The following is a 14,921-nucleotide window of genomic DNA, read 5'->3' as shown; positions in this document are numbered from 1 at the left end:
GCGCTCAGGCGTCGGCCCCGGCGGCCGGGGCGTGATCGGGGTGGCCGGCAGGGCGGCGCTCCCTCCTGAGCCGGGCCTCGAAGCGGTGCTCCTGGCCGCCGGACAGGGCCGCGACCGCGGTGCGCTCCAGCTGCCGGAACGGCTCGTAGTAGGTCTCGTTGTAGGCGTCGACGATCTGGTACGTCCAGTGGCCCGGCACGACGTCGCGTCCCAGGATCTCCGTCTCCACCCGGTCCGCCCAGGCGTGGTGCCCGGCCTCCCGCAGGAGCCGGACCGCCCGGTCGAGCTCGAAGTCCGCGGTGCCGGTCAGCTGGTGGAAGCCGTACAGATGGCCCCGGGCGCGCTCCGCGGTCTCCAGCGCCTTGGACAGCGAGCCCAGGGCCTCGACCGTGATCATGTCGGGGGCCTCGGGGCCGGGGGCGTTCCGCTCGTCGTCGTGAGTGCTCATGGAGACGTCTTGCCCCGTCGGCGGGCCGGCGCGGGCGTGTCGGCCCGCACATCCCCCGGACGGAGCGGCTTCCGGCCCGGTGGCCCCCGTTCGGACGAAGGCGTCGCGGCGGTGTCGGGCGCGTGCCGCCGGGAGCCCGGAGCGGACGGGCCCGGACGCCGCCGCTCCCCGGGCCGACGGACCGAGGAAACGCCGCCGCTGTGGCGACCCGGGGCGACGGCGCCGAGAATGGAGGGACCGGACCGTGTGCCGGACCGGTGCCGCGCAGGGATGCAGGTGATCGCGTATGTGTCGGTGGCTCGCGTACCGGGGGACGCCGGTGCTGCTCGAAGCGCTCCTCTACCGGCCGGTCCACTCCCTGATCGACCAGAGCCTGCACTCCAGGATGGGCGTGGAGACGACCAACGGCGACGGATTCGGCATCGGCTGGTACTCGGAGCACACCGACACCCCGGCGCTGCTGCGGGACGTCGGTCCCGCGTGGAACAACCGCAACCTGCGCGAGCTGGCGGACCACGTCGAGTCCCCGCTCTTCTTCGCCCACATCAGGGCGTCGACCGGAACGGCCGTGCAGCAGGCGAACTGCCACCCCTTCCGGCACGGCCGCTGGATGTTCATGCACAACGGCGCGATCGCGGGATTCCCGCTGCTGCGCCGCGACCTGACCCTGCTCGTCGACCCGGCGCTCTACGCGGACATCGAGGGCACGACGGACTCCGAGGTCATGTTCTACCTGGCTCTCACCTACGGTCTCGACGACGACCCGCCCGCGGCCGTCGCCAGGATGGCGGGCGTCGTGGAGCGGGTCGGACGCGATCACGGGGTGGAACACCCCCTCCAGATGACGCTCGCCCTCACCGACGGCGAGCGCGTCTGGGTCTTCCGCTACTCCACCGCCCGGGAGTCCCGCTCGCTCTTCTACAGCAGCCGGGTGGACGCGCTGCGCCGCCTCCACCCCGACGTCGCGTTCCTGCGGGGCATCTCGGAGGAGACCCGCCTCGTCGTCTCCGAGCCCCTGGGAGACCTGCCGGGTGCCTGGAACGAGGTGCCGGAGAACAGCTACGGCGTCGTGCAGCCGGGCGCGGACGAACTCCACCGCTTCGCCCCGGCGGCGGCCTGACCGAACCGCAGGGAAGCCGCGGGTCTCCGACCGCGCGTGGCCGTGCCCGTGACTCCCCCGCCCCCGGCGTCCGTCGTCACCCCCGGCAGGGTGGACGGGACGAACACGTGCCGGCCTCGGCCCGTCGTGCCGTACCGGCGCTCCGCCGGGCGGCCGCACGCGGGGAAGGGCCCCGCCCCGGGGTGAACCGGGGTGGGGCCCTTCCTGGGCGTGCTGTTCGTTCGGGCTACTCCTGGGCGGTGCGGCGGCGCCGCGTCCACCACACCAGGGCCGCGCCCGCGGCGGCGATCGCCGCGGCGATGCCGGAGATCAGGCCGATCGGGGTGTCCGATCCGGTGTCGGCGAGGCCGCCGTCCGGGTCCGGCCGGTTCGCCGGCGGCGTCGCGCCTCCGCTGCCGCCGGTGTCACCGTCGGGCCGCGTCGGGTCCGGGGCCGGCGACGTGGGCGGATCGGTCGGGTCGGTCGGCGTCGGTGTCGGGTCGGTCGGTGTCGGCGTCGGGTCGCCCGGCGTCGGTGTCGGCGTCGGGTCGGGCCGCCCGTCGTCTGTCAGCGCGGCGCCGCTGCCGCCCAGGAACGCGGTGTCGCTGTCGCGGGCGGAGGTCTCCGTGCGCACGGAGTCCTTGGTCGCGCGGGGCAGTTCACGGTGCTGGGCGGCGAACTCGACGCCGGTGATGTTCCGCTTGGGAGCCTTGGCGAAGTCGATGCCGCCGACGAAGAACGTGTAGATCCGGCCGTCGCCGAGGGGCCATTCGTAGGTGAAGTCGCCCTTGGTGAAGGACTTCACCATCTCCTGCCACACGGTCCGCTTGTCCCAGTCGGCGTTCTCACCGCGCAGCGGCCACCGCGTCAGGTCGTTGCTGTCGATGAGGGGACGGAAGTCGGTGGCCTTCTTCGCGTCCTGCTGGCGGATCCACTCGGCCGCGACGCGGGACTTGTAGACGCGGCGCAGGTCGGCGTACTTGGGGTCGTTGTTGATCTGCTGCTCGACGTGCGGGACGAGGTACCGGGTGATCAGCCGGTGGCTGCGCTCCTTCTCCTCCTTGCTGAGCCTCTTCGAGCAGTCCTCTCCCTCGACGGGCGTGGTGAAGTCCATCGCCGCGTGGTTGACCTCCAGCGGGGCGTCGAGGATGTAGATCCCGCCGTCCTGCTCGCGGACCTTCGCCCGGCCGGGAACGATCCAGTTGCGTCCGGATCCCCAGCACGGCACCCCGTCGACCTTGGGGGCGGCGTCCATGAACTCCTTGCCCGGGGACTTCTTGGGGTCCATGGCGCGGGAGAAGTCCCGCTTCATCTCCATGTCGGCCACGAGGAGGACACGGCCGGCGTCGGTCTCACCGAACGCCTGGTCCATGATGGTGTCGGGCTGGTCGGGGTTGAGGTTCACCCACTGCCGGTCCGGGGTGAGCGCCAGCCACGTGAACAGGGCGTCGGAGGCCAGTTCGAGCTTCGCCTGTCCTCCCCAGCCGGGGTTCTCGTCCTCGTCGGGCATGAGGTCGGCCTTCATGGAGTAGTCCAGGGCCTTGCCCTTGACCGGGTTGCCGACGTAGTGGAGCTCCAGGGTGGAGAAGTCCACTCCGCCCGGGCCCCGGCCGAGCGCGGACCGGGCGTTGTCCGCCAGGTACCGGTTCTGCAACTGCCGCGCCTGGGCCGCGTTCTGTCCCGAGCCGTAGGCGATCGAGGCGCCCGGGCCCTGGGTGCCGCGGTTCGGCAGCGGGTTGAACACGTTGTACGTCTTCGTGTACTTCGTCTGCGGCCACAGGCCCTTCGCGGTCGCCCTGCGCTCGGCGATCCGGATCGGGTTGTTCCCCGTCCCCCGCTCCGTCCGCAGCTTGTCGTTCTCGGCCCGGTAGTCGCGGAGGGTGGCCCCGTTCGGCTTCTCCGACGTGAACATCGTCAGGCGGTGCCGGGTGAAGTCGTACGTCGCGTCCTTGTGCCGCAGGATGATCCTGTCGGCCCGGAGCTGGGACGGCTTGCGCTTCCCGTCGGACTTGAACTCCCCCAGCTCACCGGTGCGCTGGTTGTAGGAGTCGTACCGCCGGGAGGCGATCTTCCTGCCGTCCTTGTCGAAGATCTCGATCGTGACCTCGCACAGCCAGTCGGGACCGACCATGTTGAAGTCCTGCACCGCCTTGACCTCGAACACGCCTCCCTTCTGCTTGCTGACCTGCGCGCTGATCAGGTTGACCTTCCAGCTGCCGAACGGCTTGGGGCTGTTCGACTCGTTCCGGTGCCGCTTGTAGCGGGAGTAGATCGCCTTGCGCATGTCCTCCGGGTCCTTGGAGGCCGCGTACGCCGCGTCCCACTTGTCGATGTCCGCGCGGCTGCCGGTGACCCGCCCCAGCTCGGCCGCGGTGGGCGCGGGAACGTTCTCGAACCCCTTGAACGAGTTGTTGTAGTAGTACTCCTCGTCCGGCCCGGACTTCGTCCAGTGGTGCTCACCCGTCGGTGCGCCCGAGTTGTTCGGCGTCCGCGGGACGGTCTTCTTCAGGTGCTTCTGGTCGCACCGCTTGCCGCCGGTGATCTTCGCGTAGTCCCCGGGTGCGGCCGACGCGACGGACGGCAGGCCCACCAGCAGCACCGCCGCCGAGGAGACGACCGCCAGCGCGGCGGTCAGGCGCCTCTTCAGGCGCCGTCGTATCGATGTTCTCGATGTGCTCACGTACGTGTCCCTGGTCGTGGGGGCCACGGGACTCAAGAAGGCGAGGGCAGGCCGGACAAGGGCCCCCGTGGCGTGTCCGCTCCTGCCGACGCACCACCCTAGGGGCCCTCAACACCTGGCATCCGCACGGTTGTTGACGTGTCGTGTGATGACTCCGCGAAGATCCTGCGCGGGTCATGACACAGGTCATGGCACGGGTCACGGCGCGGTTCGGTAGGTTCGGCACATGACCACACCCCACCCCGACTACGACTCCACCCGCCACCCCGACCTCCTGGCCTGGCTCGCCGAACGCCGGGCCGCCTTCGAACGCTGGGCCGGGGACGCCGGCGGCGTCGACCGGTTCGACTTCTCCGACGCCTCCCTCGACGCCCTGGAGGAACTGGTCGAGGAGACGTTCGCCGAGCCGGAGGAGATCACCGCGCAGCGCCGCTCCCCCTTCGTCCAGGGAGCCGTGTGGTACATCGGCGAGACCCTGCGCCGGCGGCGCGAGGGCTGGGTGTGGAAGTTCGAACCGGACGTCACCTTCGGCCTGCTCCCGGCGTTCTACCCGGCGGTCCCCGACCCCGCCTACCTGGACACCCCCTGCGTCGGCGCACCGGACGCCGAGCCCGGCGAGCACTGGTACCCCCTGAACACGCTGCGCCGACTCCTCGCCACCGAGGACGAGTTCGGCGATCCGCTCGACGAACGGCTCGTCGGCATGGTCGAAGGCTGGTACGACGAGGCCGGGTCCGAGGACGAGGAGGACGGCGGCAGCAGCGTGACGGTGTAGCCGTCCGCGGCGTCCGTCCACGGAACGGCCAGCGAAGCCGAGTCGCCGCTGACGGTCAGCGTCCGGTCGGAGACCGTCACCGGTCCCGCCACCGCACCGCCGCCGTTGTTCGGAACGCGCTGGACGATCGCGCGCACCCGGCCGTTCTCCACCACCGACGTCGTGTCGAGACGGTTGAGGTCGACGGTGACATCACCGGTGTCGCCGTTTCTGCCCAGCAGGATCATGGCGTTGCGCGCGGCGTTGTCCTTCGTCGCCACCCCGTCGGTGTGCGCACCGGGCGTGAGGTTCACGATGTCGCCGGTCTGCGAACCGTAGTACCGGTACACGAACCACTCGCCCCGTGGCAGATACCGACCACCGGTCCTGGTGAGCAGGTTCGCCGCGCAGTCGTGCAGGTCCGCGCCCCACGCCCAGTTGGCGCGCATGCCGTCGGCACCGGCGCGCTCCAGACGGGAGATGTACCAGCCGCCGCGGCCGGGGTTCTGCTCGGTGTCGGCGGCGTACTCGTTCACCTGGAACGGGCGGTTCGTGGTCATCGACCGTGCGGCCAGCCTGGAGTCGACGGCGTCGGCGTCGGCGACCGGGTCGCCCGGCAGGTCGTGCCAGCTGTAGATGTCGGGTTCGACCTCGTGGGCCTTCACGTAATCCAGGTACGTGTTCCACCAGGGGCCGTCCCCGTCCGCGGAGGGCTTCCCGGCGGTGCTGGGACCGACGATGACGGCGTCCGGGAAGACGGCCCGGATCCGCTGGTGGGCCCGCTTCCACATGTCCAGGTACTGGGCCTGCGGCCGGTCCCAGAACGCGGGGTAGTCGGGCTCGTTCCAGATGTCCCACTGGATGTCGGTCATGCCGGCCGCCTTCGCGTCGGCGAGCAGGCGGTCGTGGAAGGCGTCGAAGCGGGACCAGTCACCGTTGTCACCGGGGAAGGTGGGCGAGGTGGTCCCGTCGGCGCCCCACAGGTCGTGCGGCAGGATGACGAAGGTGCCGCCCAGCGCCTTGGTGCTCCTGTACTGGGCGAGGGTGGACTTCCACCGGCGGTCGTACGTGCCGGCGACCCAGCCTCCCGGGCTGTCCAGCTGTGCGCCGCCGGCCCGCATGAACCTCCACCTGATGTCCTTGTAGAAGTGCTCCTGGGGCAGCGAGCCGTCCTCGGCCATCCCGTAGAGGGTGCCCGAGGCACGGTACGTGGGGGCGCCCCTGGTGGTGGAGAAGTCGACGGTGACAGTGGCGTCCGCGGCCTGTGACGTCATTCTGCGGCTCCTTGGGGGACGGGGAGACGTGGTACGGGTCAGGGTGTGAGACCGCGCTCGCGCAGCCAGGACAGCTGGACCGGCGGGTTGGAGCCGTAGCCGCCGCCGTGGTCGCCGAAGGGCCAGACGGTCATGGTGCGGTCCTCGCCCCGGTAGTGGTTGTAGGCGGCGTAGACCGTGGACGGCGGGCAGATCGGGTCCATCAGGGCGACGCTGAACAGTGCCGGCGCGGTGGCCCGCCGGGCGAAGTGGACGCCGTCGAAGTAGTCGAGGGTGGCGAGGGTCTGTTCCACGCGCTCGCGACTGTGCCGGCGGAGGTACTCGGCGATCTCCGGGTAGGGGCCCTCCCCGGTGATCCGCACGGCGCGGCGGAAGTGGCACAGGAACGGGACGTCCGGCAGTGCCGCCGCCACGCGGTCTCCGGCGAGGGCCGCGACGGCGAGGGACAGGCCGCCGCCCTGGCTGCCTCCGGCCACCACGATCCTTCGCGGGTCGAGGCCGGGCAGCCCGGCGACGGCGTCCACGGCGCGTACGCAGTCGGTGATCAGCCGCCGGTAGTAGTAGTTCTCGGGGGAGTCGATGCCTCGGGTCATGAACCCCCCGGCCCACTGCGTGCCGTCGCCCGTCGTCCGGTCCGGGGTGTCGTGGCCCTGGCCCCGGCTGTCGACGACGAGCTGGGCGAAGCCGGCGGCGGACCAGAACAGATGGTCGGTGGGCAGACCGCGGCCGCCGCTGTAGCCGATGTACGTGACGACGACCGGCAGCGGTCCCTCCGTGCCGCGCGGGCGCAGGAGCCAGGCGGCCACCGGCTCGCCGTTCCAGCCGGGGAAACGCACGTCGTCGACGTCGACGGTGTGCAGCAGGTGCGCGGAGGTGACCCGTTCGGTCTTGACCGTCCCGTCGTGGGACCGGGCTTCGGCGAGGGTGCGACGCCAGAACGCGTCGAAGTCGGGCGGAGCGGTCGGCTGCGGCCGGTAGCCGACGAGCTCGTCGATCCCGAGATCGGTGAGCGGCATGGTACTTCCTCCGGTCGGAGTGGGGACGAGGTGGCGGGGGGCGAGGGGCATCGGGGCCGCGCGCCTCGCGGGCCGGGGCGCGGCCGGGCCACGGAAGGGGCGGCCCGTCCTCCCCCACCGTGGACGGGCCGCCGGTTCACGGGCGGGCGCGAGGGGTCAGTCGGCTCCGCCAGGGGTGCCGAAGCGGAAGGCGGAGAGGCGGAAGTCACCGTGCAGGGTCAGGCGCAGGTCGTGGACGCCCTCGGGCGGGGCGTCCAGTTCGCCTGCGATCGTCCGCCACGCGTGACGGTCGCCGGTGAGGGGGACGTCGAGCTCGGCGAGCACGTGGTCGCCGAGCGCGACGACCAGCCGCGCGTCGCCGGGTCCGGCGTCCTCGCGGGCGGTCTCGGCCTCGATCCGGACGGCCCCGGAGAGGTCGACGTCCCGGAAGATCAGCGTCCCGGGCCGGGTGAGGTCCGTGGGCGTGACCGCGTCACCGTCGGTCCGGCTGGCGTCGACGAGGGTGACGTCCGCGTAGTCGTCGAAGTCGACCGCAAGGGTCCGCCGTTCCACGACGCCCCGGGGCGCCGGCGCCGTCCCGGTCACCGTCAGGGGGGCGGTGAGGACCGGGTGACCGGCGGAGCGGGCGACGATGATCTCGTAGCCGCCGGGATCGACGGTGAAGGCGGAGGTGGCGACATCCCAGTGGGCGAGCCGTTCGGCCGGCAGCCGGAACGTCACCTCGCCGCTCTCCCCCGGCTCCAGGTGCGTCTTGCGGAAGTCGGCCAGGCGCAGCCCGGGCGCCTCGTGACGGGCGTCCAGCGCCCGGACGTAGACCTGCACCACCTCGCTGCCTGCCCGGGCACCGGTGTTGACCACGGTCACCGTGACGTCGACCGCGCCGTCCGGGCCGGTCGACGACCGCGACAACCGCAGGTCGCGGTAGGAGAAGTCGGTGTACGACAGCCCGTGGCCGAAGGGGTAGAGGGGAGCGGCCGGGTGGTACTGGTAGGTCCAGCCCGCCTTGATGATGTCGTAGTCGAGCGGGTCCGGCAGCGGATCGTCGCCCCGGTACCAGGTCTGCGGGAGGCGCCCGGCGGGGTCGGCCTCGCCGAGGAGCACGGCGGCCAGCGCGTGGCCCGTCTCCTGTCCTCCGTGGGAGGTCCATGCCACGGCGGGCAGGTGCTCGTCGGCCCAGTCGACGGCGTACGGGTAGCTGCTCATGACCACGAGCGCCGTCTCCGGGCGCACGGCCGCGACCGTGCGGAGCAGCTCCTCCTGGGCCGCGGGCAGGTCGATGTCCGCGCGGTCCTCGGTCTCACGGCCGTTGATCATGGGGTGGTTGCCGAGGACGACGACCGCCGCGTCGGCCGCCCCGGCGGCTGCCCGGGCCTCGGCCGCGCCGTCGCGCAGCAGCTCTCGCTCCCAGCGTTCGGCGGAGTCCGGGGCGTCGGCGGTGACGGTGACGCGGCCGTCGGTCGGGTCCACGGCGGCGTAGCGGCCGGTGAACACGGAGCGCAGCAGCACCGTGTCCGCCCCGGCCGGTTCCATCCGGAAGGTCTCCTTGACGAACCAGTTCTTGAGTCCCTTCTGGTCGGCCGCCACGGTGGCGTCGTCGTCCTTGAGGCTCAGGTAGTGACCGGTGTCGGCGGCGCGGAGGGTCAGCATGCCGCGCCCCCAGTCGGTCACGTCGAAGGCGGTCTTGCCGAGGAGTTCGCCGGTGGTGCGGGAGCGCAGCGCGACACGGTCGGCGCCCTCCACCCGGACCACCTCGCCGCCGTGGGCGCCGAGTGCGGCGGCGAGCCCGTCGGCGACGGTCACCTGGTAGGGCATGGTGCCGCTGTACCAGTCCTCGCACAGCGTGTCGGCGAGCGGGCCGATGACGGCGATCCTCGGGGTCCGCGCCGGGTCGAGCGGCAGCAGCCCGTCGTTCTTGAGCAGGACCACCGACTCGGTCGCCGCGTGTCGGGCCAGGGCGCGGTGCTCGGGGCAGTCGATGACCTCCGGGCCGATCCCGGCGTACGGGTCGAGGTCCGGGTCGAACTCGCCGAGCCGGAAGCGGAGTTCGAGCTGGCGTCGCACCGCGCGGTCCACGTCGGCCTGTGTCGTGAGGCCGCGCTCCAGCGCCTCGCGCAGCCGGCCGACCGGCGTGGCGCTGTCCTCGTCGTGGTCGGTGAAGCTGTCGATGCCGGCCTTGAGCGCGGCGGCGTGGGACTCGGCGTGGTCGTCGAAGTAGTGCTCCGGGTCGACCAGGTTGGAGGGCGCCTCGGCGTCGCTGACCACGAACAGCTCGTGTCCGGTGGGCCGGGCCCAGCGGCGCAGTTCGTTCTCGATCAGCGGGCTGACGTGGCAGGGGCGGCCGTTGACCAGGTTGTACGCGGCCATGGCTCCGGTCGCGGCGCCGGAGGCGACGACGGGCCGGAAGGCGGCCAGGTCGTACTCGTGGAGGACGCGCGGGCGCACACCGGAGGAGGTGGTGCAGCGGTCGTCCTCGTTGTTGTAGGCGAGGAAGTGCTTGAGGACGGGGGCCGTCCGCAGGTAGGCCGGATGGTCGCCGGCCAGGCCCCGGCAGTACGCCTCGCCGAGCCGGGCGGTGTGCACCGGGTCCTCGGAGTAGCCCTCCTCGTTGCGTCCCCAGCGCGGGTCGCGCAGCAGGTTCAGGACGGGCGCCCACGCCTGCAGGCTGTGGGGGCCGTCGCCGACGGCGGGAGTGCGGTGGTGGTGGAAGGCGCGCAGTTCGACCGAGACGGCCTCGGCGACCCGGCGGACCAGGTCCTCGTCCCAGGTGGCGCCGAGGCCGACGGCCTGCGGGAAGACCGTCGCCACCCCCATCCAGGAGACCCCGTGCAGGGCCTCGCTGCCCGTGCGGAAGGCGGCGAGGCCGAGCCGCGGGACGGCCGGCACGTGCTGGTGCAGCATCGCGATCCGCTCGTCGGGCGTGAGCCGTGAGAGGAGGTCGTCGACGCGCTTCCGCAGCGGCAGTGCGGGATCACGGAAAGCGGGCGGCTGGGATGCGGACGCGGGCGCGGGCGCGGAACTCACGTGGAAACCCCTCAGGCGAGCTGGTTGCGGTGACCGTTCGTCGAAGCGCTTCGACGGTCCCATCCGCCTCCCTCGCCTGTCAATGAAGCTGCGCCCGCACATCGACGAGCCGTTCGAAGAAGAACTCGTGCTTGAGGAAGGAGACGTCGTACTCGTGTCCCGGGTACGGCGGAATCAGCTGCGCGGCCTGGAACAGCCGCCAGCCGTCCCGCAGCGCGTCCACCCCCGTCTCGTACGGCGGCTCGTCGCCGTCGCCCGTGGTGGGCGAGGTGCGGCCGGTGCCGTCGTAGCGCGACCATCCCACGACCTGGGAGTCCAGCGCCGAGCTCGCCAGGTACAGCACGAGCACCTGCTGCCGCGGCGTCGTCATGCCACCGTCTCCTTCGGCCGGTTGGAGACCCTGGTCACCCAGTGGTCGAGGTCGAAGCCGTCGTCGCCGGTCAGCTCCCGCCACAGCAGGATGCGGTTGTACCGCTCCAGGCGGCCGGTCGCTCCCTCGTACCACGGGAACATCACGTCCAACTCCTCCGCCACCCGCGGGTCGTGGAGATCCGAGGTGTCCCACAGACGTCGCTGACGCACCCGGGGGTTGAAGCGGATCTTGAACATGTGGCGGGGGGTGTCGCTGTCGTTGCGCCGGCCCCCGTGCCAGATGCCGTGGTGCAGAAGCACCACCGTGCCGGCCGGACAGACCAGGCGGTCCTGGCCGCGCAGGTTCTGGTAGCGGCCGGTGTCCGATTCGTTGATCCGCCGCAGATGGCTGCCCGGCACGCTGAGCGTTCCGCCCATCTCCAGCGTCACGGCCTGCGGGTAGTACATCAACTGGACGTCGAAGGCGTCCGGTCGGACGTCGATGATGGCGTCCCCGTGCAGCGCCTGCGCGGCGCCGCCGTGCGGCTCGCGGGTGTGCACGAAGTGGTGGTCCACCCAGGGCTCCGGGCCGACCAGACTGCGCAGGGCCCCTGCCACCTGCGGCAGTTCCAGCAGCCGTCGGACGAAGGAGCCCTCCGCGTACGCGTCGGACAGCGGTGTCCCGTACGGCACCGGCGGCAGCCCGCCCGCCAGGACCGCCAGGCCCTCGGCGTTCGTCTCCGCCGGCACCACCGCGTCCAGCCGCAGTGACCCGCGCGCCACGAAGCGCGCCATCTGCACCGAGCTCAGCAGCTCTCGCCTGTTCTCCATGACGGCCACGCTAGGGTCCGGTCGCCCCGCACCGCGTGGGCCGCGTTCACCCTCCACTGGTCGATTCTCACCGTCCGGCCACGACGCACGCCGACGACCGCGTCCGAGGAGCGGCCGCGTCCGTCGTGGTAGAACACCTGCCCATGCAGACGGTCCTCGCCCCTCTCGACGACCCTCCCACTCTCGCCGCCGTCGGTGTCGGCGTGCACGGCCCGGCCGGCCACGTGGACGTGTTCTCGCTGCCGGACCTGTGGCAGCTCCATCTCTACGGCTACGAAGCGGACCTGACGGTCGACGGCTCCGAGCACGCCATCCGACCCGGGCGGGTCAGCCTCGTACCGCCCGGAACCGAGGTGCGGTACCGCTACCGGGGCCGCTCCGAGCACCTCTACGTCCACCTCCGCCTGGGCTCGACGGGAACACCCCACGGCATTCCCGTGATCCAGCAAGCCGGTCCCGAACTCGACCTGCTCGGCGCACAGTTGCGCCAGGCCCTGGCCGCCTGGCCGAACACCCCGGCCCGGGCGACCGCGGAGGTCTGGGCCGCCCTGTGGCGGATCGCCCGGCTCACCCCGCCGAGGGAGCAGAGCGCCCGGGCCGTGCATCCGGCGGTGGCGGCCGCGACGGCCCTGATCGAGGCGCGGCTGACGGAGTCCCTGACGGTGCCGGAGATCGCGAAGGCGGCCGGCGTCTCCCACAACCACCTGACCCGGCTCTTCCGCGCCGCCACCGGGGAGACCGTCGTCGGCTACATCCGAGCCCGCCGGATGGAACGCGCACGCCACTTCCTGCGGGCCACCACGCTCTCCATCCCCGCCGTCGCCGCCTCGGTCGGCATCCCCGACCTCCAGGCGTTCAACAAGGCATGCCGCCGCGAACTCGGCGCGTCACCCCGCGCCGTCCGCGGCGCCGGCCCCGCCCGCGGGGCGTGACGGGGCCGAGCTGAGGAAGGAGGGCCCCGCCGGGGCCGGGGGCCCGGCAGAAGGCGCCGACCACGTGCCGCCGATCGCTCGACACCCACCGTGCCCGAATCGGCGCGCCGGACGGAGCGGACCCGCTGGACCCCCGGCACGTCGCCGACCTGGTCGGGGGCCGGACCCGCGCAGGTGCCGCGCGCCAGGAGTTCGCCGTCATGGGTGGCCGGGGCCCGTTGCTCGTCGCCCAGCTCAGCCAGGCGTGGGGGCACCCGGCACACCACCGACGGCAGGACGATCTGGTGCGCACAGGCCCTCCCCTGGGCCCGTGCATGGCGTGCTACGAGACGCGCGGTCCGTCTCCGTGGTCGGGGACCGGGAGGCGCGCGCCGGCCCGGAGGGCGGACTGGTGGGCGATGATGCCGGGGAGGGTGTAGCGGGCGGCGGTCCACGCGTGCAGCGGTGGAGGCGTTCGTGTCGCGACCGCGACGGCGAAGTCGTCGGCGAGGAAGTGGTGGCTGCCCTCGTGGCCGTTGGGCGCGTGCGCGAACTCACGCGGGAGCCGGGAGCGGTCGTGGACGGGCGCGGTGCCGGAGGCGAAGGCGTCGCGCAGTTCCGGGGCGACGTGGGCGAGCGCCGGGTCGTCCGGTGAGAGGGTGGGTGCGGGGTGCAGGTGCGCGGTGACGTCGCGCTCGCCCTTCTTGTCCTGCCACAGGCTGACCGAGCCCAGTTGTTCGAGGACCGCTTCCGTACCGAAGTAGCGGAAGCGCGACTCCTTGCCGATGTATCCGACCCTGCGGAACTCGTTCGTGCGGAAGCTGCCGCCGCCCGCGACCTCGAACAGCGCGGTGGCGTTGGAGAAGTCGTTGTCGAACTGGCTGATCTCGCGGTCGAACACGCCGTCGCCGCGCTCGTCCGGAACGCCGATCGCCGAGACGCTCACGGCGTGCGTCTGCCAGGCGCCGAGGACCCCGCCGATGGAGTGCGTCGGGTAGAGCAGCGGCGGGTAGCTGGCGGTGGCCTTCCAGTTCTCGCCACCGCTGTACTTGTACGCGTCGTAGAAGCCCCAGTCCATGTCGTGGACGTAGTCGCCCTCCGCGTAGAAGATCCGGCCGAACTCTCCCGCGGCGATCCGGGCGCGCGCGTAGACCGTCGCCGGGTGGTAGTAGCTCGTCTCGCCCATCATGTAGATCCGGCCGGTCTCCTCGACCGCCGTGATGATGTCCGCGATCTCGGCCTCGGTCACGCCCATCGGGACCGCGCTGTAGACGTCCTTGCCCGCACGCAACGCCCGCACGGCGAGGGGGCCGTGGGTCCAGCGCTGGGTGAAGAGCGCGACGGCGTCGAGATCGGAGTCGAGCATGGCCTCGAACGAGGGGAGCGTGCCGGCGAGGTCGTGCTCGGCGACGAGTCGCTCGGCGCGCTCGGGGAGCAGGTCGGTGACCTTGATGTCGCCGACGCCGGGGTGCAGGCGCCAGAGTTTGGCGAACGAACCGGCGAACTGGCCGGCTCCGACGATGCCGAGTGAGAACACGCGAAATCTCCATCAGGTACGTGGGAGTGGGTGTGGACCGGTGCCGGTCGCATGACGGCGCGGGCTTCGGCCCTGCGCCACGACGATAGGATCCGATTCCCCGCGATGTCTGCGCCGTTTCGAAGCGAGAACTTCTTGGATCCTCAGGGTGCCCTGGTCGACGAACCCTCGTACCTGCGCGCCTGGTCCGGACGCCCGACGCTGATGGCGGCAGCGCACCGGCACGACGACCTGGAGATCAACTTCGTGGCCGGCGGCGGGTCGATGCTCTATCTCCACGGCGGCGAGCTCGTCGAGGTCGCGGTGGGCGGCCTCGCCGTGTTCTGGGCCGCGATCCCGCACCAGTTGGTGGCGAGCGAGGCGACGCGCGTCCACTGGCTGCACGTTCCCTTCGACCGGTTCCTCGCCTGGGGGCTGCCCCAACCGCTCCTCGCCCGTGTGCTCTCGGGCGTTCCGGTGATCTCCCCGGCGGGCCGTGCCGACGCGGGCGATCCGGCGAGGTTCACCCAGTGGGCCGCGGATCTGGCCGCGGGCGACGACGAACTGCACCGCATCGCGATGCTGGAGATACAGGCGCGCGTCCGACGCCTGGCGCTCGCCACGGTCGGCGAGCCGGCACGTCGACACGCGGGGGACGATCCGGCCCTGCGCCAGGCGGTGTCCATGGCGCGGTACATCGCCCGTCACTTCCGCGAGCCGATCACCGTCGCGGACGTCGCCGCGGCGGCGAACGTCCACCCGACCTATGCCATGACCCGGTTCCGTCAGGTCGTGCGGACCACGATCGGCGACTACGTGAGGCTGTACCGGCTCGCTGAGGCACGCCGGCTGCTGGTGACGACCGAACTCCCCGCGAGCCAGGTGGCCGCGGCCGCCGGCTTCGGGTCGGTCAGCCGCTTCTACCGGGTCTTCACGGACGCGTGCGGAACGACCCCGGCGCGGTTCCGGCACCACGGACGCGGACTTTGACAGCGACACTGTCGAAGCGCTTCGCCGTGC

Annotated in this window: 11 protein-coding genes; 4 read left to right on the top strand and 7 right to left on the bottom strand. The window is 72.1% G+C overall.

Features of this window, described 5'->3' with window-relative positions; genetic code table 11:
- Positions 1-4: 4 nt before the first annotated feature.
- Positions 5-448 carry a hypothetical protein gene (locus IF73_RS0105870; protein ID WP_031004184.1) on the bottom strand — a complete coding sequence of 148 codons (444 nt, stop codon included), beginning with the start codon at positions 446-448 and terminating at the stop codon, positions 5-7.
- A gap of 286 nt (positions 449-734) precedes the next feature.
- Here IF73_RS0105870 and IF73_RS0105865 point away from each other — a divergent pair, with 286 nt between their 5' ends.
- Complete coding sequence (locus IF73_RS0105865) at positions 735-1,568, top strand: class II glutamine amidotransferase (RefSeq protein ID WP_031004182.1); 834 nt, start codon at positions 735-737, stop codon at positions 1,566-1,568.
- Between the two features lie 226 nt (positions 1,569-1,794).
- Here the strand turns inward: IF73_RS0105865 and IF73_RS0105860 are convergent, their stop codons facing one another.
- Entirely contained in the window at positions 1,795-4,227 is a 2,433-nt protein-coding gene (locus tag IF73_RS0105860) for a hypothetical protein (RefSeq protein WP_158821926.1), read from the bottom strand.
- Between the two features lie 226 nt (positions 4,228-4,453).
- Between IF73_RS0105860 and IF73_RS42830 the strand changes: the two genes are divergently transcribed.
- Positions 4,454-5,002: a hypothetical protein gene (locus IF73_RS42830; protein ID WP_031004178.1), complete on the top strand. Its 549-nt coding sequence runs from the start codon at positions 4,454-4,456 to the stop codon at positions 5,000-5,002.
- 1,291 nt (positions 5,003-6,293) lie between these two features.
- Here IF73_RS42830 and IF73_RS0105845 read toward each other — a convergent pair.
- The 4 genes from IF73_RS0105845 to IF73_RS0105830 all read right to left on the bottom strand — a co-directional run bounded on the left by IF73_RS0105845 (position 6,294) and on the right by IF73_RS0105830 (position 11,474).
- Positions 6,294-7,271: an acetylxylan esterase gene (locus IF73_RS0105845; protein WP_031004175.1), complete on the bottom strand. Its 978-nt coding sequence runs from the start codon at positions 7,269-7,271 to the stop codon at positions 6,294-6,296.
- 156 nt (positions 7,272-7,427) lie between these two features.
- Positions 7,428-10,292, bottom strand: coding sequence for a glycoside hydrolase family 3 protein (locus IF73_RS0105840; RefSeq protein WP_037878352.1), 2,865 nt, complete (start codon positions 10,290-10,292; stop codon positions 7,428-7,430).
- Positions 10,293-10,371: 79 nt separating this feature from the next.
- On the bottom strand, positions 10,372-10,662 hold the full coding sequence (locus tag IF73_RS0105835) for a hypothetical protein (protein WP_031004173.1): 291 nt from the start codon (positions 10,660-10,662) through the stop codon (positions 10,372-10,374).
- Complete coding sequence (locus IF73_RS0105830) at positions 10,659-11,474, bottom strand: phytanoyl-CoA dioxygenase family protein (protein WP_031004172.1); 816 nt, start codon at positions 11,472-11,474, stop codon at positions 10,659-10,661. The genes IF73_RS0105835 and IF73_RS0105830 overlap by 4 nt, the downstream gene beginning before the upstream one ends.
- Positions 11,475-11,617: 143 nt before the next feature.
- On the opposite strand from IF73_RS0105830, the gene IF73_RS0105825 reads away from it, so the two are divergent.
- Positions 11,618-12,406, top strand: coding sequence for a helix-turn-helix domain-containing protein (locus IF73_RS0105825; RefSeq protein WP_031004170.1), 789 nt, complete (start codon positions 11,618-11,620; stop codon positions 12,404-12,406).
- Positions 12,407-12,728: 322 nt separating this feature from the next.
- On the opposite strand, the gene IF73_RS0105820 is transcribed toward IF73_RS0105825, so the two are convergent.
- A complete protein-coding gene (locus IF73_RS0105820) occupies positions 12,729-13,922 on the bottom strand; it encodes a Gfo/Idh/MocA family protein (RefSeq protein WP_031004168.1) in 1,194 nt (397 codons plus the stop codon).
- 135 nt (positions 13,923-14,057) lie between these two features.
- On the opposite strand from IF73_RS0105820, the gene IF73_RS0105815 reads away from it, so the two are divergent.
- Positions 14,058-14,891: a helix-turn-helix domain-containing protein gene (locus IF73_RS0105815; RefSeq protein ID WP_051716557.1), complete on the top strand. Its 834-nt coding sequence runs from the start codon at positions 14,058-14,060 to the stop codon at positions 14,889-14,891.
- The last annotated feature ends 30 nt before the right edge of the window (positions 14,892-14,921 follow it).

The organism is Streptomyces sp. NRRL F-5727 (assembly GCF_000719555.1).
Taxonomy (GTDB): Bacteria; Actinomycetota; Actinomycetes; order Streptomycetales; family Streptomycetaceae; genus Streptomyces.
Note: the sequence above shows the minus strand (reverse complement) of the source record. Positions and strands in the feature narration are given on the sequence as shown.